A 20956-nucleotide genomic window follows, 5' to 3' on the forward strand; every position below is an offset into this window, starting at 1 on the left:
CTCAGTTCGAAGACCAGTCCGTAGCTTCCAGCACAAGAACCACAAACTGTCCAGATAAACACTTTACAAGCCTTCCGGTCATTCGGGCGCATCCGCCGAGCGCGCAACAGCTTCGAATACCCCGACGCCGACAGTCCAGGCCCCAGCGTGGACGACGTCAACGATGCCGTCCAAGCCGCCACCAAGGCGCGCGATCCCGCCGCCACCGTCCTCGACCAGAACGTACTCACCACCTGGTGATGTCAGCGCGCCGATATCGTGGAATCCCCTACGCCGTGACGCCAGTCCATCTACCGCGGTGGAGCAGTCACCTTCCCAGCATCAGCCGTACGGTGGACACGGAGATCATAAACAGGGCCACAAACAGGATGAGAAAACCAAGAACCCGGCCGAGTACCGACTTCTCCCGCACCGGCTCCGGTGGTCGGCGGCGGCATCCACGCCAGCCTGGGCCGACGGGGCTGGGAGAACAGCCACGTAGGCGCCGAACACGTCCGTGTCTCCGTGGATCTGTTCATGATCGGATGGTGCCCGTTCGCATTGCGTGCCGGTTGCAGCATGTGCGAGAAATGTGCACCGCAGTAGGTACATAGGACGTGATGCGGGTTGACGAACTGTGCGTCAATTAAGGAGCGTCCGTGACAAGTCTCATCTCGGAGGCCAGGTCGGCCGTCCGCTTGACCACGAGTGCCTGGACCCAGCGGATCGGCCTGTGGTGGCTGGCTCAGCTACGGTCGGACCAGTTGGCCAGGGCGTTGCGGACCGGCGGAATCCCTGACCCATATCCCATGTACGCACAACTGCGGGCGGCCGGGCCGCTTACCCGTAGCGGGGTCGGTGTCTGGGTCACCGCGCAGCACAAAGTCGCCGCGCAGATAGTCCGGGACCGGCGGTTCGGTGTCCGTGAGAAAGGCGCGCCGTATCCGTCCGACGGGACTTCGGCCGTACGCGGGGTCCGCGGCGACTTGCTCGCCAGTGAGGACGCCAGTGAGGAAGTGTCCTTCCTCAAGCTCGACACGCCGCACCACACGCGGCTGCGGCGGCTGGTTGCTCCGACCTTCGGGCCAAAGATGATCGCGAGCTACCGCTCTCGGATCGAACAAACGGCGCACAGTTTGCTCGACGCCGCCATCGCGAAGGACGAGTTCGACCTGATGGCCGACTTCGCCACGCCGCTGCCAATCCGGGTGATCAGCGATCTCCTGGGCGTCCCCGACATCGACATCGAGCGGTTCGCGCGGTACGGCGCTGCCCTCGGCGGGTCCCTCGACGGGATCAACTCGGTGCGGCAGGCACGCGAGTTCCATGTCGCCATCGCCGCCCTGAACGACCTCTTCCGCACCTTGCTGGAACGTCGCTCCGACCAACCCGGCGACAGCGTCATCAACCGCCTCGCCGACGCCGTGGGCGAGGAGAAGCTGACCCCGATGGAGCTACTGTCCACGTGCCGGCTGCTGCTCGTGGCAGGCTTCGAGACAACCGCCAACCTGATCGGCAACGGTATGCTCGCGCTGCTCAGTCACCCCGATCAGTGGAAACGTCTGCATGCCGATCCGACGCTGGCCGCAGCCACGGTCGAGGAGGTACTACGGTACGACTCTCCGTCACATGCGACGACGCGTACCGCGCACGAGCGGATCGAGATCGGTGACCACGTGATCGAGCCGGGACAGGTGGTGATCGTCCTCCTCGGGGCCACCGGCCGTGACCCCGGCGCCCACCAGGACCCGGACCGGTTCGACATCGAACGTACCCAGCAAACCGAGCACCTGGCCTTCTCCAGCGGCGCCCACTACTGCGTGGGCGCGCCGCTGGCGCGGCTCGAAGGGGAAATCGCGTTCCGTACCCTCGCCGAACGCTTGCCGGAGCTGCTCCATGCCGGCCGCGCACGCCGGCGCAAGTCGTTCGCGGTCCGTGGACTCACCAGCCTCCCGCTCCGGCTCACCTCGCCTACCGCCACTGGCCACTGACAGCTGCGGTACAAACGGAGCGAGCCAGAGCACGGCCATCCGTAAGGCCCCGTCAGGCCGGCTGGTCTTCCTGCCCGACGGGCGGCAGCCCCGCGTACCCGGGTCGGGGTGATCGCGGCCGGCGAGCAGGTCGAGCACGCGATGAGGCTGATGGCCACCGGCCACTCCCGGCTTCCCGTCATCGCTGGCACCGTCGCAGAAGATATCAACGACGTGGTGAGCGTGGAGGCGCTGCGGGGACCTGCTGGAGATCGAGGCCCGGCCCGGCGGCGACCGCCAACGAGTAAGGGACGCGATGCGCCGGGCGATGCTCGTACCCGCGAGGAGCCTCCGTCAGATCTCGAACGTGCTGGCTGCGGAGGTTTCGTCCGACACCGCTTGTTGGCGAGTTCTGACACCGCCGGGCACGTGTCGGTGCCGCGGATGTTGGTCTGCGTCGACACCGCTTCCGCGCCCGACGGGTGTCAGGTTGTCCGCTGCTTTGTGGCTTGGGCCAGACGGTAGGAGTCGGTGCCGGTCTCGAGGATGGTGCCGCCGAAGGTGAGTCGGTCGACGATGGCTGCGCATAGCCGGGGGTCGGTGAAGGTCTTGGTCCAGCCGCCGAAGGACTCATTGGACGCGATCGCGACCGAGGCCTTCTCCTCACGCTCGGTGAGGACCTGGAAGAGGAGTTCCGCGCCGCGGCGGTCGAGTTGCATGTAGCCGAGTTCGTCGATGCACAGCAGGTCGGCGCGGCCGTAGCGGGCGATGGTCTTCGCCAGCGTCATCTCGTCGGCGGCCTCGACGAGCTCGTTGGCAAGCTGGGTCGCCCGGGTGTACTTGACCCGGTAGCCGGCCATGGCGGCCTCGGTGCCGAGTGCGATCAGCAGATGGGACTTGCCGGTGCCGGAGTCCCCGATCAGACACAGCGGCTGTCCCTTCTGGACCCATTCGCACTTGGCGAGGGTGTGGATCACGGCGGGATCGATGTTGGGGTTGGCGTCGAAGTCGAAGGCCCGCAGGGACTTCTCGCGGGGGAACTTGGCGGCCTTGATCCGGCGTTCGGACCGGCGTCGGGCGCGATCGTCGCACTCGGCAAGCAATAGTTCGGCGAGGAACCCGCGGTAAGACATCTGCTCACGCCCTGCCCGGTCGGCGTAGTCGGTGAAGGAGTTGCGGATGGTGGGCATTCGCAGCATCCGGCACGCTTGGTCGATCGCGGCGTCGGCTGCTTCTTCGGTCATTCCACGGCGCTTGGTGGTCACGGTGCGGCTCCTTCGTTCGGGGTGTCACGTCGGCTGGCCAACAGCTGGTCGTACTTCTCCACGCTCGGCAGCGGCCGAGTGTCGGCCGGGATGTGGGCGCGGAGCCGGCGCTCGGTCAGCGATCGCACGGCAGGGATCTCGCCTTCTCCGCGTGCCCTGTCGCCGCTCATCAGGGACTGGTGGTCCGCTGTCGTGTCGTCGGCTCCGCCATCTGCTGTGTCGTTGTACTTGCGCGCTTCCAACGCGACAGCGTCCGCGGTGAGCGCGCCTGCACGCAGCGCCGTCGCGAGTCCGGCGACGACGTGGTCGTGTGGAAGGTGCCGGTGCAGCATCAGGACCTCAATGAGGGCACGGGTGCCGTCGGCGTCACCGTGGGCCTTGCAGGCCGCGGCCCACCAGGTGTCGTGAACGGGCGTGAACCGCCCGGATGCCCTGGCCTGCTCCAGCGCTTTCGCGCCGGGTAGCGCGCCCGGTTTGCGGAGGAGGACCTCGAGATAGTGGTCCAGGTCGACCCGGGTCGAGCCCTTGGTCATGAGCCGTTCGTGGCGGGCGATCTCGGTCCTGCCGTCGAACACGACCAGGTCGCTGGCGTTCAGGAGCACCCGGGCTTGACGGCCGACCATGCGCGCGGGCACGGAGTACTTGTTCATCCGGACCGTGACCTGGGCGTACCGGTCCACGCGCGGGGTGAACCAGCGGCCGGTCTCGAACGGCTCGGTCGGAAGGGGGAACTAGCCGATCTGCCCCTCGACGCCGCCTTTCTCGTGCGCACCTTGGATTCCGGGCTGGCAATAGAAGGCTTCGATGCCGTAGTGGGAACGGACGGCGGTCCACCTGTCGGCCTCGACCCGCTGGCGGGAGAACCCGATCACGCTCGCGACGGCGGCCTTGAGGTTGTCGTAGCGGATCTTCCCGGTCGGCACCCCGCCGAGCACGTTGAAGGCGTGGACGTGACCCTCGAAGAAGGCTTCCTGCCCAGCCGAGGCACTGACCCTGTGCACGGCCTTGCCCGAGTAGGAGAGCCGAAGGCTGAACAGCGCGCAGGTTACGAGCTCGCCGCGCAGGCGGATGGCGACGTCGCCGAAGTCAACCTCGGCCTCGCGGCCCGGGCGGTGCTCTTGCGGGATGAACGCGTTGGCAGGTTCCTGTCCGACCTCGACGCGAATCTCACGGCGTCGGGTGGCGACGTACTCGCGGACCATCCAGTACGACACCACCCCGGCCCCGTCATGTTCGTCAAGCAGTCGATCGAAGATCCGCTTCGCCGTGTGTCGCTGCTTCCGCGGCGCGTCGAGGTCCGAGCGCAGCCAGTCGTCGATCACCACTCGGTACGCGTCAAGCCGTGAGCCGCGTTTGGGCGGTTGCTTTCTCTCCTTCGGCCATGCAGATTCCAGCGCCGCTGTCACGGTTCGGAAGCCGACGCCGTGCTTGCGCTGCAGCGCGCGGTTGGACATCCCAGATCGGGCATCCCGTCGGATCGCCGCGTACAGGTCGACCCGGGAACGCGGCTGCGTCATCGGTGGCACTCCTGACGTGAGCACGCCGTGGGCACGACTTTCGGCACCGGGCCACCGCCCCGGGAACGGTGACCGCATGCGACCACAGCCCGGAATCACTGGCCCTACCGAGGTGCCTGGTGATGTGCTGCGCAGGGCTTCGGTGGGCGATACTGAGTCGGCCCGGAGTGCGGGGTACGACCGACGACGGAGCCGATGAGCAGCGAGCAGGCCACGTCGAGTCCCACTGAAGCCCAGGTCAGTACGACGGCCCGGCCTTGCGTGGTGACGAAGACGTTGGTGACGAGCACGCCCAGGATCAGGCCTGTGATGCCGCCGACGACATCAACCTCGACACCACCTGTCCGCCCCGTGTCCCTGGCGCGACGAAGATCTGCTTGCGCGGTGCCTAATCGGTCTTCCCGCAACACCTCGCGGGCCCCTCAGTGTTCGCTGCTGAAGAACCGTAGCAACAGCGGGCCGACGGTCTGTGGGTCGACGACGTGATCCGGCCCCTCGAGGGTCTCCCGTTGAGCGTGGGGTAGTAGGTCTGCAAGCTCGTCGGCTGCGCGGTCGAAGAAGTCCGAGGGCAGGCCTGCCATATAGGGGACCGTGATCGGTCCTCCGGTGGTGACCAGGACCGGTTGGGTGACCGTTGCCAGTCGATCGGCCGGCAATTGGTAGCGGTTGAGGAAGACGCTGTCGTGGACCAGCGTGGGCGCGAGGGCGACCGAATGCGCCCAATGCGCCGTCTGCTTGCCTGCCGCTTTCCTGGCCGCGATGTTGTCGTCGGAGGCGCCGGTCATGCGCATGAACAGTTCGAGAACCTCCTCGTCTCGCCCGGCGTCGAAGGCGCGTCGGGTGTCTGCGATGTACTCCTCGAATCGCGGGCGTATGTCGTCCCCGACCGCGTAGGGCACCTCCCACACGGCGATCGTGTCGATGGCTGACCCGGCCGCGGCGGCTTCCAGCGCCAGCGCGCCGCCTGAGGACGCCCCGAACAGGTGTGCCGAGCCGCCCGCCTCCGCGATCAACGCATCCAGGTCCTCGATCTCCCTTTCCACGGCGTAAGGCTCGGTGAAGCCGCTCGCGCCGCGTCCCCGACGGGCATAGTTGTAGACCGTGAAGTGCTCGGCGAGAGCTGGCGCCAAGGGAGCGTTCTCCACCCCCTCGTCGAGTGCTCCGCCCACCAGAATGACGGCCGGACCGCTTCCTTCCCTGTCGTAGGCGATGGTGGTGCCATCGTTTGATGTCACGCGAAAGGCCATCTCGTTCATCTCACATCTCCGTTCGAGAGGTTTGTCTCAGCGCCTGAGCAGCGTGCCGACGACGGCCTCGGTGCGCGACCACCGCGTCCTTGCGATCACGGCCGCCACGACGAGTAAGGCGAGCGGCAGCCAAGGGCTCTGCTCGAGCACGAACTGATCGGTGATGACAGCACCGGTCAGCAATGCCGCCAACCCAAGACTGGCCAGGCCCGCCAGAGCCGGGATCAGAAGTCCAACCCCTCCCGCGACCTCCAGCGCTCCGACCAGGTACCGGAGCCACTGGCCAGCCCCGATGTCGGCGAACATGTCCACCATGACCGGGTCGCCTGCGAGCTTCGAGATTCCGCCGCCGGCGATTGTCGCCGCCAGCACGACTTGCAGAATCCAGACCCCGATGCTGCTCGCCCGCCCGGGCGTGTGCGCAACGGTTTCCGAGTTGTTCTTGGGGATGGTGCTCATTCGGCTCTCCTTGTCGTGTCCGGGTCTGGTACCGGTGATGGCGTTGGCCGAGTGGGCCGGGTTGTCGGAGTTGATTTCGATCAAGTGCTCGCGGTAGCGGCATCTACTTCTTGTTGCGGTAGAGGACCATGGTGATGGGACCGAAGACCGCGACGAGAAGTACGGACGAGACGAGCACCCAGCCGATTTCCCCGGCGGGCACCGAGCCGTCCATCAGGCCGCGTACCACGGTCGCCAGGTGGGTGATCGGGTTGACCTCGACGACCGCCTGCATCCACCCGGGCATCGTCTTCGGGTCCACGAAGATGTTGCTCCCGAACGTCAGCGGGAACATCACCATCATGCTGACCCCCGCCACCGAGTTCGGCGTGCGCAGGATCAGGCTGAGCATCGTCCACAGCCACGACAGGCAGAACGAGAACACCAGCAGCAGCACCACCGAGAGCACCACGCCGACGGCGCCACCCTCCGGCCGGAACCCTAGGACCAGTCCGAGCATGATCACGATCGCCGACCCGATCGAGTAGCGCATCACATCGCCGAGCAGGGCGCCGACCAGCGGCGACGGTCGCCACACCGGGAGCGCCCTGAACCTGTCGAACACCCCCTTCTGGATGTCGGTGTTCAGCGTTATGCCGGTGTTCATGGTGATCATGACGTTCGCCTGCACCAGGATGCCGGGCAGCAGGAACTGTAGGTACTCCTGTGTCGACCCGGCGAGCGCGCCGCCGAACAGGTAGGTGAACATCAGTGTGAACATGATCGGGAACATGGTCACGTCGACGAGCTGCTCGGGCACGTGTTTGATCTTCAGCAGCGCCCGCCAGCCGAATGTCAACGAGGTGCGCACCGGGCCGGGGCGAGACGGCCGCTCGCCGGCCAACAGCACACTGCGCAGCGCGTCCTCGGTGACCGGCGCCGACGCCTGCTCCGCGGTCGTGGCATTCATGCGGCATCCTCCTCGGGTGTCTCTTCGGCGGGATGTCCGGTCAGGGTGAGGAACACCTCGTCCAGGCTCGGCTGACCGAGCGCGAACTCGGTGACGTCGATGCCGCTGCGGGACAGCTCGGCCAGGGAACGGGCGACCCGCTCGGGGTCGGAGATCCGCGCGGACAGCGCGGCCGGGTCGGCGGACGGCTCGGCCGGCACCTCGAGGACGCCGGCGAGGACCCGTTCGGCCTCGGCCCGCTGCTCGGGCGCACGTAGCCGTACGTGCAGCGAGCCGGCGCCGACCGACGCCTTGAGCTGGCCGCTCGAGCCCTCGGCGATGACCTTCCCGTGGTCGATCACCGCTATCCGGTCGGCCAGTTGGTCGGCCTCGTCGAGGTACTGCGTGGTCAGCAACACGGTGGTGCCCTCGGCGACCATGCCGCGGACGATCTCCCAGACCTGGTTCCTGCTGCGCGGGTCGAGGCCGGTCGTGGGCTCGTCGAGGAAGATCAGTTCGGGGGTGACGACCAGGCTCGCCGCGATGTCGATGCGCCGGCGCATCCCGCCGGAGTACTTCTTCACCTGCCGGTCGGCCGCCTCGGCAAGACCGAACGCGTCGAGCAGGTCGGTCGCCCGCTCCCTGCCTCGGCGGCGTGAGTAGCCGAGCAGTCTGGCGAGCAGCAACAGGTTCTCCACCCCGGTGAGGTCCTCGTCGACCGACGCGAACTGCCCGGCGAGGCCCACCCTGCTCCGCACCGCCTGGGCGTCACGCACGACGTCGTAGCCGAACACGTGCGCCTCTCCGGCGTCGGGGTGCAGGAGCGTGGCCAGCATGCGGATCGCGGTGGTCTTGCCCGCCCCGTTCGGACCGAGCACGCCGTACACGCCCCCGGCGCTCACGGCCAGGTCCACACCGGCGACCGCGTGGGTCGTGCCGAAGCTCTTCTTCAACCCTCTCGTCTCGATCGCGAGCGTTCCCATGGGTTCGATTCCTTCTCTCGGTGTGGCGAACGGATTGGTTGAGCGCTAGTCAAGTTTGAGTACTTGGCCAGAGTGCACGAGGAGGAACGTCTTGTCAAGTTTGATTAGAAGCGCATCTTGAGGGGATCGGGGACCGTTCGCCACGAACCCGGATCATCGGCCATGGTGTAGGCGCCCTCAGACAGTCGTTTGCTCAGGCTCTTCGCCCACTCCAGTTCGGTGCGTGCGTGTCCCGCCCACAGTTCGGCCTGATCGCGGACGTGCTCGGGGGTGTCCCGATTGGGGTGCTCCCGCCACTTGGCCTGCTCTACGAGCTCCGCTTCCAGGCGCGCGACCCGCTCGTTAACGTGCGCGATGGCATCTGTCCTGGTCAGCATGGGCAACATGGCGATGGACGCGTTGAGCATGTCCGGGTCGTGGGTGCGCCGCAGACCGTCGCGGACCAGTTCGACTATCTCGTCACGTCCCCGAGCTGTCGCGCGGTACAGAACGCGCTCCGGCCCGGAGTCGCCCGGCTCGGCGTGTTCGGTGAGGAGGCCATCAGCCGCCGCCTTCTTCAGTGCGTGATAAATCGAGCCGGGCTTGATCTTGGCCCAATTCTCCGCACGCCAGCTCTGCAGCAGTTCGGACCGCACCTGGTAGCCATGCGCGCCGCCGGAAAGGTGCACGATACCGAGTACCAGGAGCTTCGTCGCCGACATGCGCCCACTTCCGCTCAATCTGCTCGGACTCGCTCCGCTTGCGCGCCCGCCAGGGTGGTGTCAACTCCCACCAACACTAGGGTGCCCTCCTGGTCCGGGTGGTGTCAGCACTGACCTACAAACGGTGCCGGTGGAGACCTCCAAAGCCACCGTGCCGACCAGCTCGCCGGTCGTAGCCGTGCGCGTTGCGCCGCTCAGCTGCCGCGGCCCGCTCCCCCGCGACCACCGCCGAGACAAACCGGCCAGCTACCAGCGCGCCCTGTGCGACCAGTGACGGCACGCCGCCGAGCGCGGTCACAGCCGCGGGCAGCGCGGGTGTCGTGGCGGACAGTATGGCCTGGGCCGGCTCGAAGCCGAGCTTGCGGAGCGTCTGTTCGAGGCCCGCGCCCGGCACGCGTACCTTGCTCTCGAGCAGGATCTGCAGTTGCGTCAGGCTTCGGTGATTCGCGTACTGATCTCCTGCCGCAGGTCTTCGTGGCGGCGGATCCAGTACGGCGAACCGAGCCGGCGCCAGATCGCGAGCGACTGGTTGACGAGCGCTCGTGCGGTGTGCAGGTCAGCGTGGAGGTGGGTGCGGGCCAGGGCACCGAGCACTGTCGCCTCGCCCCAGAGGTTGTCCGATGCGCGGTACACGGCGAGGCACGCGTCGAGGAGCGACCGCGCCTTGGTGGTGTGTCCCTGCTCGTTCCACACCTGTGCCAGCCAGGTGTGCGCATGCGCGGTGCTCAGCCGGTCGCCCAGGCGGGCGCTGATGTCGGCCGCGCGTTCCAGGAGTTCCTCGGCTGCCTGGAGTTCCCCACGGCTCTGCCGGATCATGGCGAGACACCGGAGTGCCTGGGCCTCACCTGGCCGGTAGGAGCTGCGTTGGCTGAGTACGAGGGCCTGGTTGAAGGCGGATTCGGCGACCGTTGTGTGGCCGCACTCGAGCTGGGTGACGCCCGACCCACATACCGCATACGCCGCGGTCGCGGGGTTCGTGGCGCAGTCGAGGGCTCGGGTGAACGACAGCAGGGCGTCGGCGTAGCGGCCGCGCAGGCGGTCGAGGTATCCGAGACCTGACAGGATCGCGGGCAGGTGGCCGGCGGCGATCCTGCGGTCGTCGGGGTCGTCGCTGCGGCCGAGCGTCTCTGCCTCGGTGAGTGCGGACGCGAAGTGCCGGGCCGCCTCGTCGTACCTGTCCTGGATCGTCTCCAGCTCACCGAGGTCTCGTTCCACCGCGAGCCGAACCCGTCGGGCCTCAGCGCCCGAGGCACGGTCCGCTGTCCTGAGCACCAGGTCATCGATTCGACGCCAGGTGTCGAAGTCGTTCGAGGTCTGTAGAAAGCCGACCAGCGCCGTCGCCAGCTTTCCGGCCGCGCCGGCGAGACCGTTTTCCGAGGCATGTTCGGCGAGCCGGAGCAGCAACTCACGGTGTGAGCCGTACCAGGCCATCGGGTCGGCGACGACCGCTTCGAGTTCGGTCGGGTCGGTGGCGGGTAGCCACCGGTTGTCCAGTGTCCACGGGACGCCGTGCCGGAAGTCGACTGCGGCGTGGTCCGCGGCGCGGTGGGCGAGCTCGCAGGTCAGGTCGATCACGCGGCGAACGGCCGCCTCGCGATCGGCGGGGTCGTCCTCGGCCAGCGCGCGTTCCTCCGCGTACAGGCGAACCAGGTCGTGTACGCGGAACCGGTTGGGACCGGCCGGTTCGACCAGATGGACGTCGATCAGTTCGTCGATACGGCGCTCTCCCCAGGCCAGCGACTCGTACGCGGCTGCTGCCAGTGCCCACGTCGCGACAGCATTCGTCGATGTGATGCCGATGCGGCGAAACGCAAGCCGGGCGCCGGCCGGCAAGGCCTGGTACGTCAGCTCGAGGCTGGACCGGACCGCGACGTCCCCGACGGAAAGCTCGTCGAGTCGCCGGCGAGTGTCGCTCAGCGGACCCGACACCGTTGCCAGCGGGAGGTACGGGCGGGCCGAGAGCCGTGCGCCCGCGACCCAGACCGCGAGTGGAAGCCCCGCACAGTCACGCACGATCTGGTCCGCAGCGGTCGACTCGGCCTTGACCCTGTGCTCGCCGGCGACCTGAGCGAGCAGAGCGAGCGCGTCGTGATGCGCCAGCACATCGAGCCGGATCCGGTTGGTGTCGAGGCCGGACAGATGCGAGCGCGAGCTGACGATGACGCGGCTTCCGCCGGTGCCGGGCAGGAACGGACGCACCTGCAACTCGCAGGTCGCGTTGTCCATCACGATGAGGACGCGCCTGGCCGACAGGACGGTTCGAAACATCGACACTCGCTCGTCGAGCGTGGCCGGAATCGCCGAGGGGCGCACACCGAGCGCGCGCAGGAACTCCGCCAGGACGGCTGCCGAAGTCCATTCCGGGCTCGCCTGCCGCAGCTCGGCGTACAGGATTCCGTCGGGAAAGTCGTTGCTCAGGCGGCGGGCCGCGTGGATTGCCAACGTCGTCTTGCCGACTCCCGCCGGGCCGTGTAGGACGACGATGCCAGGCCCGTTCTCCAACGCCGCTGAGAGATCGGCGAGCTCGCGCTCGCGTCCGACCAGGCGGAGGGCGGCCGGTGGCAGCTGGTCGGGTGTTCCGTCCGGAACGGGCCGGTGCCCGAGCCCGAGCCCGGGCTCGCGACGTAGCACCGACCGCTGCAGGCGTTCCAGGTCGGACGCGTCGAGGCCCCGATCCTGGAGCAGGCGTATCCCATCCGTGCACACCACAGCCGCGCGGTCAACCTGGCCGGCCTGGTACAAGGTACGCACCAGGAGGTCGCGGCCGGCCTCGTCGAGCGGATCGGCGTCCAGCAACGCGGACAGGTCGGTGATCGCGGCGCCGTCGTCACCGAGCCGTACGTTGGACTCCGCCCGGATCCGGCGGGTGGCGCGGGCCAGCTCATCCAGTCGCGCGCGCTCGTGATCGATGCTCGGCCGGCCGGAGATGTCGCCGAACGCCCGGCCCCGCCAGAGCTGAAGGGCGGTGGTGGACAGGTCGACGCAACGCTCGAGGTCGCCGGCGGTGTAGGACTGCCGGGCCCGGCGGTAGGTGGACTCGAAGACGGTCGCGTCGAGCTCTTCGGCCGTGAGGCGGACGAGGTAGCCGGAACCGGCCCGATGTCCCAGACTCGCCACACGGTCCGGCCCGAGGAGCCGGCGAAGGTGCGCGACGTGGCTACGCAAGGTCGACAGTGCTCCGTCGGGCGCGTGATCCGGCCACAGTGCGTCGAGGAGGTCCACGGTCGGCACGGCTCGGCCGTGCCCGACGACAAGTCTGCCCAACAGCACAGCCAGCTGCGGCCCGAGACTCCGCGGCTCACCATCGCGAAGCATCTCCACAGGCCCGAGCACCTGAACGCGGACAAGCACGTTCACCTCCCCGTACGTCTGGGCGGAACCTCCGGCACTCCCGCTCGGGAGAGTACTCCTTCCACTGAGCTTCCACCGGGCTTCCACATTCGATCGGCACCTGTGGCGTTTGGTGGGCTCGGCGTGCATCCGGAGGAGATTGGGGTGGGCCATGCGTCCGCGGTTGTTTGTGCCAGCTGTGTTCAGTGCGGCCATTGCATTGACGATGGTGGGGATGGCGGGTGCGCCACCGACCGGTGCGTCGGCGGCACCAGGTCGCGATCGGGCGGTTACGGTGGCCGGCGACGAGACCGGCCTCCACGTACTCGTCGCGGACTCCGGCCAGAACGGTGCGACGTATCGATGGCGGACGGCCGCGACGCTCGCCGAGAACGGTCTCGACACCGACCTGTGGATCGGGAACGCATGCGTGACCGGAGATGGCGATCGCGCGGTTGTCGTCTACGCGCCGAGAGCGTTCGTCGACGACGTGGACCTCTTCGACGGTGGGGGGTTCGCGGCTGTGGTGGATCTCGACCGCGCCGTGGTGCACCACCTCGACGTCCGGGTGTCGCTGGCCTACTTCGACCCGGGCTGCGGCCCGGGATCGGCCGCGGTTCTGAGCAGGCTCGACACCGGAGGCGCACGCGCGACGACCCGCTTGTACGTCGTGGACACCCGGAGCGGCCGGATCGAGCACACCATCCGCGCCAACGGTCAGCTGACCTCCGCTGTGCCCTTCGGGAGCACGGTCGCCGCGGCTGGCGGGGCCGGTGTCGTCCGCGTGGACAACCACGGGCGGGCGCGGAGTCTCGCCGCGACGAAGGGGGTGCCCTTCCGGCTCGTTCCGGATGCCCAAGGCGGGTTGGGTTTTCTCGTCGCTCGAGGTGAGCGGTCCGACGTGATGCGCGTCGCCGGCGGTCGGACGGAGCGCTTGGCTTCGGGAGCGCTGCCAGATGTCGATCTGCGAGCCGGTCTCGACGGCCAGGTCTTCGTCACCGGAAAGGTCCGTGGCGCGTTCCGCCTGCCAGGTTGGCAGTACGTTGACGTGCCTGCGGGCACGTCGCTGTCCGGCAACGGCAGGCTGGCCGTCCTTTCGTCGACGACATACAAGGAAGCCATCACAGGCTCGGACTCCGAACCGGCCGATGGGCGCCCGGACCGGATCTACCTCAGCACGAGACCGGTTGGCGGGAAGGACACGACGATTCGTCAGGAGGCCGTTGTTCCAGCCGGCCGGCCATCGACGCCGACGGCCCGTTCGTCGAACGGACCAGTGTCGGGCCTGGCCCTGGCCGAGCCGCTGGCCGATGATCCGGCGACGACACCGTGGGATCCGGACCGGGTGTGCGCGATCCCGAGGAACGACCCGCGCCTCATGACCGTGCAGAACACCGCGCCACAAGCCGCTTGGGCGGCCGAGCTCGCCGTACGAGGAGCGCTCACCATCACCCGCCCGACGGACTGGAACCGTTCCGGGCTGGTGTCGTGGACGCCTCAGGGGATGTTCCCGCCGAACGCCCTGGCAGGTGGAGGCCGGGTGCCGGCGCAGACGTTGTTCGGCGTCCTCGCACAGGAGTCGAACATGTGGCAGGCAAGTCCGCACGCGGCCGACGGGATCGCTGGAAACTTCAACCAGGGCGGCTTCTACGGCTCGTACGGCGTCGTCGACAAGGTTGAGTGGTCGAAGGCGGACTGTGGCTACGGCGCGGCTCAGGTCACGACGGGAATGCGCATCGGCGACCCGCGATACACCCGCGACCAGCAGGTGGCGATCACCGTCGACTACGCCTCGAACATCGCCGCCGGACTGCAGATCCTGCAAGCCAAGTGGAACACCGTGCGTGGCATGAACCTCGTCATGAACGACGGGGATCCGCGCTATCTCGAGAACTGGTGGGGCGCTTTGTGGGCATACAACTCCGGCATCAACCCGCAGGCCTCGACCGGGAACACCTCGGGTTGCACACCGGGCCCCGGCTGCACGGACGCCGACGGGAACTGGGGGCTCGGCTGGGCCAACAATCCCGTCAACCCGAACTACCCGCCGAACCGGCGGATGTTCCTCCAGGCGACCTACGACGATGCCAAGACACCGGGCAACTGGTCATATCCCGAGCGCGTGATGGGCTGGACCGCAACGCCGTTGCTCCGTTACAACTTTGCCAGCAAGCAATGGGAACGGTCCTACGGTGCGGGCACCTGGCCGTCCACGCCGCCTCTGGCGCAGCCCTCGCGTACACAGTTCTGCTCGGCGGAGAACTCCTGCGACCCGGCGCAGGCGATGCCGTGCGGGCGCGCGGACCTACATTGCTGGTGGCATGTTCCGGCGCGATGGATCATCGACTGCACGCAGCGCTGCGGACAGGAACGTCTGGCCTACTCCACGTCCGCGCCCGAGCCGACCCGCCCACCGCCTTACCAGCCGCGCTGCGATCGTACCGGTCTCCCGCCGGCCGCCCTCGTCATCGACGACCGTCCGGTCACCGAGCCGAGCATCGCGCCGTGCCCGAAGGGGTTCTTCAGCAACGCGGGCACGTTCACGCTCACGTTCCCCACAGCGGCGACGTCCCCGCCGACCTGGCCCGCCAAAGTCGACTTCCACCACGGTGGTACGGGATTCGCCGGACATTTCTGGTTCGCCCACACCCGGAAGTCCGATCGGCCGAACCTCGCCGTCACCGGGCGTTGGCAACTCTCGTCGCCGATCAACGCGTGGGGACGGGTGCTCGTCCACCTTCCGGAACACGGAGCACACACGGCACAGGCGCACTACCGCATCTATACGGCGGCAGGCGTTCAGGACCGCTTCATTCCCACGCGCTACTGGCCGAACGACGCCTGGGTGAACCTGGGAGTCTTCGACTTCACCTCCGGCACTCCCGCGGTCGAGCTCACATCGGTCACCAGGGACGGGACCGGCGAGCTCGACGTCGCCTACGATGCCGTCGCGTTCGTTCCACTCGCGGCGAAGCCCGAGCACTTCATCGTCGTCATGGGCGACTCGTACACCTCCGGCGAAGGAGCCGAAGGCTACGATCCCGTCTCTGACAACAACGGCAACGATCCGGCACTCAGGAACGCGTGCCACCGCAGCAAGGACGCATGGGGCCGGCTACTGACGCTGCCCGACAGCACCGCGAGCCTCGGCGCCCGCGCGGCGGCCCTGGACTCGTCGCTGGACTTCCAGTTCATCGCCTGCGCGAACGCGCGAACGCATCACGTCCTGCCTTACGGAACGATCAACGGCCTCGGCCAGTCCTCGGCGGACAACTTCCACGAAGTGCCCCAGATCTCGTCCGGGTTCCTCGACGCCAACACCACCCTCGTGATGCTGACGATCGGTGGTAACGACGCCGGCTTCTCCGAGGTGCTGCGCGACTGCGTCCTCGGCACGTGTGCGTTCGACCCCGACACCGAACGGCAGTACACCACCAGGATCCGAGGTCCGGTCCGGACGTCCATCGAGCAGACCCTGCTCTGGATCCGGCAAGCCGCTCCCAACGCCAGGGTCGTTCTCGTCGGATATCCGCTGCTCTTCAGCGACAACCACGACGATTGCACCGATCTCATCTCCGACCCCGAGGCGGCGGTCATGAACCGGCTCGGCACCGTTCTCGCCGAGCAGATGGCCCAGGCGGTGTCCAACGTCGGGGGTGCGGGGATGCGGTTCCACTTCTCCGACCCGCTGCCGGCGTTCACCGGACGCGGCGCCTGCACGCCCGGTGCTCTCCTGAACGGGCCCATCATGATCGGCGACCCAGATCCCGGTGACACCGACGGCCTGCCACGCGCCGGGTCGTTCCACCCCAACGCCGGCGGCACGCATGCATACGCCTCGACCCTCCAGAACACCCTTGCTCAGATCGGCTATCGCAACTGAACGGAGTCCAGATGCTAAGGAACGCCGCGATCCTGCTGGCATTGACGTCCGCCCTTACCTTGAGCGTGCCCTCGCTGGCGGCGGCCGGCCAGCCCACGCCGAAACCCGTCGTTGCCAAGCGGGCGACGCCGAAACCCGTCACACCGAAACGCGCGGAGGTCACTCCCGGCCTGCGCGTGAAGACGCTGCCGAACGTCAAACCGCCAACGGCCGAACCGTCGACCTACGTGCCGGCGAAGGCGGCCTCGGCTGCCGACGACTTCCCCGACAGCTGGGTTCGGATGGTGTTCTTCATTCGCGGCTACCACTTCGTGATGGATGCCGAAGGGCAGGGCGGCAACGGTGCCCGCGTCCAGCTCTATGACTACAACCAGTCCGCCGCACAGATCTGGGTCCGGGAACCCGCTGCCGAGGGCGGTGGCTTCCTGCACCCGCTCTACAACCGCTGGCTTTGCCTCGGTGCCCGTGGCACGACGGCCGGAGCGGAATTCGAAGTCCAGGACTGCAACGGCAGCCAACAACAACGATGGCGACTCTACGGCTCGGCACCGAGCCTCACGATCCGTCCCGACTACGACCGCAACCTGTGCGGGGATGTCCAGTACTCCAACTACAACTACAACACGACGATCTGGCTCTGGGGATGCCACGGTGGAGGTTCCCAGGAGTGGCGGCGGGGCTACTGCTGGGACAGCGAGTGCGGTGGCCTCGATCCGGGATGGACCGGGTGCAACGTCGGTGCGAGATCGGTCGCGGACACAACCTACGCCGCCGGGCGGCTGCAAGTGAGGCTCTCCGACACCTGCAAGTCCATCTGGGGCTGGCTCAACTTCTCAAGCTCCAATTCCTGGGACAAGGACCTCGAGTTCCGGCAGTTCCCCGAGGGAGCCGGATATTACGAGTATTTCCGAACCGTCGCAAGACCAGGCGAGACCGTGGCCTCACCGATGTTCGCGACGATCTACACCTGGAAGTACCAGTCCTGCATCATCGACAGCCTCAGCGGCGGCACGAACCTGGGCTGTACCCCACAAGTCTGAACCACCCTGTCGTACAGGATGGCGGCGCGTCTCCCCTCTCAGCCACCGAAGGGGAGACGCCAGCTGTCCGCATGGTCATGCAGCGGCGGGGCGAGAGGCGAGCCCGAGTTCGAGATCGTCCATCGGCGGGTCTTCCGCGCTGCCGAGGCTGGAAGAAATGCCCGAGCGGGTCAGGCAAATCGACGAACGAACTGATGGCGCACGCCCCTTCGCTCCCGAAGTGATCGGGGGGTTAATGAGGTAAGCGATGCGAGAGGGGAGGCTCGTATGCGTACTGGACGTATCAGCGGCAGAGCGACAACAGTCATCGCCGTCGGTGTTCTCGCCCTGACTGGGGTTACGACGGCGGGCGCGCAGCCGCGTACGCCGGATCCGCGGGCGCGCGAGGCGGCGCGGTCCACGACCTTGAGTACGGTCACGTTGATCACCGGTGACCGGGTCATGCTGGCCACGACAGGTAAGGGCACCGTCGCGGTGCCCTTACCCGCGAAAGGCAGAGAAGGCATCCAGTTCGGGCTCCAGCAGGCCGGCGACGACATCGAGGTCTACCCGTCGGATGCCGTGCCGCACGTGATCAGTGGCCGGCTGGATCGCCGGTTGTTCGACGTTACCGAACTGTTCGAACAACGCTACGACGATCGGGCCACGGATGTGATCCCTCTGATCGTTCAAGCCAAGCCCGGCGTGACTCAACCCAGTCGTGGGCTCGCCCGGCCCGGGTTCGGGTTGCCGGTGATTGGCGGCCAAGCCGTCAGCGCGGTCAAGCCGTCCGCCTCCGCCTACTGGAGTTGGCTCGACCAGTCGATGCGGACCGGAGCCGTCAGCAGGGTATGGCTGGACGGTCGAGTTCATGCCGACCTGGACCAGAGCGTTCCGCAGGTGCGCGCGCCACAGGCCTGGGCGAAGGGCTTCACCGGACAAGCCGTCAAGGTGGCCGTCCTGGACACCGGAGTCGACGAGACGCACCTCGACCTGGAAGGCGCGGTCGTAGAGAGCCGCTCGTTCCTCGGAACAGAAGACACCGCGGACCACAACGGCCACGGAACCCACGTCGCCTCGATCATCACCGGCGACGGCGCCCGTTCCGGTGGTAAGTACAAGGGCGTCGCTCCCGATGCCGTCCTGCTGAACGCCAAGGTCCTGGACGACGAAGGCAACGGCAACGAATCCGGCATCGTGGCGGCGATGGCCTGGGCGGCTGAGACTCAGCATGCCCGAGTGGTCAATCTCAGCCTCGGCGGCGACCCGACCGACGGCACCGACCCGGTCTCGCAGGCCGTCGACCGGTTGTCGGCGACCACCGGTGCACTGTTCGTCGCCGCGGCTGGCAATCTCACCAGGGATTCCAGCATCACCTCGCCCGCGTCGGCGACATCGGCGCTGAGCGTCGCCGCGACCAACCGCGACCTCACCACGGCATGGTTCTCCAGCCGCGGGCCGCGGGTCGGCGACTACGCGATGAAACCGGACCTCGCCGCCCCTGGCCTGGACATCGCAGCCGCCCGAGCAACCGGCACAAGTCTCGGAGAACCGGTTGACGCCTATTACACAAGGGCTTCCGGAACCTCGATGGCGGCCCCGCATGTCTCCGGCGCCGCGGCCGTCCTCGCCCAGCGCTACCCGAACGCAGACGGTGCCGAGCTGAAGGCGATCCTCACCAGCACCGCCAGTGCGCCAACCGACGCGTCGGTCTGGGACCAGGGCGCCGGCTTCCTCGACACCGAACGCGCAGTCTCCCAGCCGGTCTGGGCGACCAACGGCAACCTGTCGGAGTTTCTGCAGTGGCCACACCAAACGCCCGTGCGCCGTACGCTGAGCTACCACAACGCCTCGTCGCGACCCCTCACGCTGCGGCTGTCGTTCGCGCCTGTCAACGTCCAGTTCCACACACCGGCGCCGGAAGGTAGCTTCACACTGCCCCCGTCGGTGTCGGTTCCGCCGGGTTCGACCCGCTCGGTCACGCTGCTGATCGACCCCTCGAAGATCCCGCCGGGCCTCTACCCGGAGCAGTACTTCATCGGGAGGGTCATCGCCAAGGCGCCGGGCATCGCCGTACACACTCCAGCGACCGTGTATCTCGAAGGAGAGTCCTACAACCTCACGATCGACTACATCGACCGTGCCGGCAAGCCCGTCCAATCCTGGAACGCGGCTCAGCTGCTACAACCTCCGGTCGTGACCGAGATTGGCATGGGTGGCGAATGGCCGCTGAAGTTCCGCGACGGCAAGCTGGTCGCCCGGCTGCCGAAGAACGACGACTACTCCGTGGCCGCCACGCTGGCCACTCCCGGAGATGACGACTCACCGTCCAGCGTCGCCGTACTCTCGGCACCCGTCATCAACATGATGAACGCCGACACCACAGTCACGTTGGACGCGCGGAGAGCCGCACCCGCGCGCCTCACCATCGACCGCCCAGCCCGCACCGAGATCGCCGCGGCCCGAGTCAGCGAGCTCGTCGGCTGGGATGAAGGAATGCGGATCTGGAGTGTCGGCTTCCAGTCCTCAGGAGTTCCACCGGCCGTCTTCGCGTTGCCAACCGGTCCAGCCCGGGTAGCGGAGTACCGGTTCGACCTCAACGCCCTCCTGCGGGCCGAGGACCGCTGGTACGAGCTCGCCGGCGCGACCCGAGGCGAGATCCCAGAAAATCCGGCCTATACCAACCCGGACAGCGAGTTGGCCGATCTCACTGTCGACGCCGGCACACCTGGGCCGAGCCTCCCCGGCTACCTCGTCCGGCTCGTCGAGTACGGCGACGCGTTCGGCTATGCGCAACCGGTCCAACTCCCGACCGTCCGGCGAGTGATGGCTATGACGTCCGTTCTGGACTGGCCCGCATACACCTCCAGCGCCGCCGTCGGTGTGGACCCATCTGGCGCCCAGCTGTTCATCTCGATCCTGAACCTCCAGACGTACGGGCCGGAAAGCATCGCCCGAGTCGAGCTCGCCAAGCCAGTCTGGCTGCCTCGTGGTGAGGCGTCATTCGACTCAGAATGGGGCTCGATGCAGATCAACCTACGACCGTTCGAACCCGGACGAGCCACGTTCGAGGTGCAGAGCGGCCAGGCGGGGATATCCGGCTCGATCACGGTCCGCCGCAACGGCCTGATCGTAGGGGCCACGCCGAACCCGTACTGGATGTATCTGGACGAGCAAATCTCGCCGGCCAGATACACGATCGACATGCGGGCCACCCAACAGCTTCCGTGGTTCCACTACGCCCGGACCGTGAGCGCGACCTGGACCGTGCACGCGCCCGGCCCGTCCTGGGAGCTGCCGATGATCAACCCGACGGTCACCGGCTCCTTCGACGGGTACGGCCGCGCGCCGGCAGCGACGACGTTCCCGCTGTCGATCACGCTCTCCGGACCACCCGGAGGCATCGCACCAGAACCGCCCCGCCTGGCCATCTCCTATGACGACGGCTTGACCTGGAGCAACATCACGGTACGACAGGTCGGGCACGGCTACGTCGCCAACCCGCGGCTGCCCGACGTCTCCGACGCCTACGCGACCATCCGCGTCGCGGCCCGCGACCGCGAAGGCAACGCTGTAGAGGTCACCACGATCCGAGCGTTCGAGATCGCCGGGGGTAAGGCCGAAGTCCCGGACAAGTGAGATTTCCCGGACCACCTGTCTGAGACGATGCTGGTC

12 protein-coding genes and 1 pseudogene are annotated in these 20956 nt (G+C 67.5%); 4 read left to right on the forward strand and 9 right to left on the reverse strand.

The window, feature by feature from the left end; translation table 11 throughout:
- Positions 1-638 precede the first annotated feature (638 nt).
- Positions 639-1970, forward strand: a complete 1332-nt coding sequence (locus tag ACYVF6_RS04540; RefSeq protein WP_460516026.1) for a cytochrome P450 — start codon at positions 639-641, stop codon at positions 1968-1970.
- 464 nt (positions 1971-2434) lie between these two features.
- On the opposite strand, the gene istB is transcribed toward ACYVF6_RS04540, so the two are convergent.
- The 9 genes and pseudogenes from istB to ACYVF6_RS04585 all read right to left on the reverse strand — a co-directional run bounded on the left by istB (position 2435) and on the right by ACYVF6_RS04585 (position 12400).
- Positions 2435-3214 carry an ATP-binding protein gene (gene istB, locus ACYVF6_RS04545; RefSeq protein WP_460516028.1) on the reverse strand — a complete coding sequence of 260 codons (780 nt, stop codon included), beginning with the start codon at positions 3212-3214 and terminating at the stop codon, positions 2435-2437.
- A pseudogene (gene istA / locus ACYVF6_RS04550) lies at positions 3211-4731 on the reverse strand (IS21 family transposase). Before istA ends, istB begins: the two are co-directional and overlap by 4 nt.
- 422 nt (positions 4732-5153) lie before the next feature.
- Positions 5154-5987, reverse strand: a complete 834-nt coding sequence (locus tag ACYVF6_RS04555) for an alpha/beta fold hydrolase (protein WP_433439596.1) — start codon at positions 5985-5987, stop codon at positions 5154-5156.
- A gap of 27 nt (positions 5988-6014) precedes the next feature.
- The gene (locus tag ACYVF6_RS04560) at positions 6015-6521 is read right to left on the reverse strand and encodes a DoxX family protein (protein WP_460516030.1); all 507 of its coding nucleotides are present in this window, start codon (positions 6519-6521) and stop codon (positions 6015-6017) included.
- A gap of 19 nt (positions 6522-6540) precedes the next feature.
- On the reverse strand, positions 6541-7386 hold the full coding sequence (locus tag ACYVF6_RS04565; protein ID WP_460516032.1) for an ABC transporter permease: 846 nt from the start codon (positions 7384-7386) through the stop codon (positions 6541-6543).
- The gene (locus ACYVF6_RS04570; protein ID WP_460516034.1) at positions 7383-8348 is read right to left on the reverse strand and encodes a DrrA family ABC transporter ATP-binding protein; all 966 of its coding nucleotides are present in this window, start codon (positions 8346-8348) and stop codon (positions 7383-7385) included. The genes ACYVF6_RS04565 and ACYVF6_RS04570 overlap by 4 nt, the downstream gene beginning before the upstream one ends.
- 104 nt (positions 8349-8452) lie before the next feature.
- On the reverse strand, positions 8453-9049 hold the full coding sequence (locus tag ACYVF6_RS04575) for a PadR family transcriptional regulator (RefSeq protein ID WP_460516036.1): 597 nt from the start codon (positions 9047-9049) through the stop codon (positions 8453-8455).
- A 115-nt stretch (positions 9050-9164) separates the two neighbouring features.
- Complete coding sequence (locus ACYVF6_RS04580) at positions 9165-9443, reverse strand: hypothetical protein (RefSeq protein WP_460516038.1); 279 nt, start codon at positions 9441-9443, stop codon at positions 9165-9167.
- Positions 9444-9478: 35 nt separating this feature from the next.
- Complete coding sequence (locus ACYVF6_RS04585; protein ID WP_460516040.1) at positions 9479-12400, reverse strand: AfsR/SARP family transcriptional regulator; 2922 nt, start codon at positions 12398-12400, stop codon at positions 9479-9481.
- 214 nt (positions 12401-12614) lie between these two features.
- Here ACYVF6_RS04585 and ACYVF6_RS04590 point away from each other — a divergent pair, with 214 nt between their 5' ends.
- From ACYVF6_RS04590 to ACYVF6_RS04600, 3 genes are all read left to right on the forward strand, one after another.
- A complete protein-coding gene (locus ACYVF6_RS04590; protein WP_460516042.1) occupies positions 12615-16262 on the forward strand; it encodes an SGNH/GDSL hydrolase family protein in 3648 nt (1215 codons plus the stop codon).
- Positions 16263-16273: 11 nt separating this feature from the next.
- Positions 16274-17302 carry an RICIN domain-containing protein gene (locus ACYVF6_RS04595; RefSeq protein WP_460516044.1) on the forward strand — a complete coding sequence of 343 codons (1029 nt, stop codon included), beginning with the start codon at positions 16274-16276 and terminating at the stop codon, positions 17300-17302.
- A 267-nt stretch (positions 17303-17569) separates the two neighbouring features.
- Complete coding sequence (locus ACYVF6_RS04600) at positions 17570-20920, forward strand: S8 family peptidase (RefSeq protein WP_460516046.1); 3351 nt, start codon at positions 17570-17572, stop codon at positions 20918-20920.
- The last annotated feature ends 36 nt before the right edge of the window (positions 20921-20956 follow it).

The sequence above is a fragment of the Flindersiella endophytica genome, assembly GCF_054779015.1.

Coding starts and splice junctions, on each gene's coding strand:
- ACYVF6_RS04555 (WP_433439596.1), bottom strand. CDS start 5,987: ATGAACGAGATGGCCTTTCGCGTGACATCAAACGATGGCACCACCATC.
- ACYVF6_RS04565 (WP_460516032.1), bottom strand. CDS start 7,386: ATGAATGCCACGACCGCGGAGCAGGCGTCGGCGCCGGTCACCGAGGAC.
- ACYVF6_RS04570 (WP_460516034.1), bottom strand. CDS start 8,348: ATGGGAACGCTCGCGATCGAGACGAGAGGGTTGAAGAAGAGCTTCGGC.
- ACYVF6_RS04575 (WP_460516036.1), bottom strand. CDS start 9,049: ATGTCGGCGACGAAGCTCCTGGTACTCGGTATCGTGCACCTTTCCGGC.
- ACYVF6_RS04590 (WP_460516042.1), top strand. CDS start 12,615: ATGGCGGGTGCGCCACCGACCGGTGCGTCGGCGGCACCAGGTCGCGAT.
- ACYVF6_RS04595 (WP_460516044.1), top strand. CDS start 16,274: ATGCTAAGGAACGCCGCGATCCTGCTGGCATTGACGTCCGCCCTTACC.
- ACYVF6_RS04600 (WP_460516046.1), top strand. CDS start 17,570: ATGCGTACTGGACGTATCAGCGGCAGAGCGACAACAGTCATCGCCGTC.